The sequence below is a fragment of the Aquisphaera insulae genome (genome assembly GCF_011064615.1).
Taxonomy (GTDB): domain Bacteria; phylum Planctomycetota; class Planctomycetia; order Isosphaerales; family Isosphaeraceae; genus Aquisphaera; species Aquisphaera insulae.
In genome coordinates, this window is record NZ_JAALJH010000258.1 from 1 (window position 1) to 542 (window position 542).

Annotated in this window: 1 protein-coding gene; it reads left to right on the top strand. The window is 67.2% G+C overall.

Annotation, left to right across the window (positions count from 1 at the left end; translation table 11 throughout):
* On the top strand, positions 1–542 hold a 542-nt coding region (locus G6O54_RS37055), incomplete at both ends, for a PPC domain-containing protein (RefSeq protein ID WP_165236191.1).

The following is a 542-nucleotide window of genomic DNA, read 5'->3' on the forward strand; positions in this document are numbered from 1 at the left end:
ATCGAGTCCAACGATTCTCCCGATCTCGCGACGCCGCTCGGGTTCGTCGAGGGGCCCGCCGGACTCTTCCTGGCCGCCGGACGTGGCTCGCTATCGAGCGATTCGGATGCAGACTACTGGTCGTTCGAGGGCCCAGCCGGCCGGGCGATCTCCTTCGCCACCGAGAACCCGGGGGACACGCCCTACACGGGCCTTGAGTATCAGATCACCGGCCCCGATGGATCTTACCTCGGCTCCTACTCGTCTTACGACGGCCGCAACGAGGGGTCGTTCGTGCTGCCGGCGACGGGGACCTATCTGATCCAGGTCTCGCCATACTACGACTACACGGGCGAGTACCGCCTACGACTGCTGGGGGCCGATGTGCCCATCGGCGTTGAGGGGATTTCGTCCACGGTTAACCTCGCCGCGGATCCGGCGGCGAAGGTGCTCACGGCCAACATCGCGGGGGCGGTCACGCGGGCGGGTCAGTCGGATGCCTATACGCTGGGTGCCGTCGACGTGGGCCAGCAGGTGCAGCTCACGATCGCGCGGCCGACGGG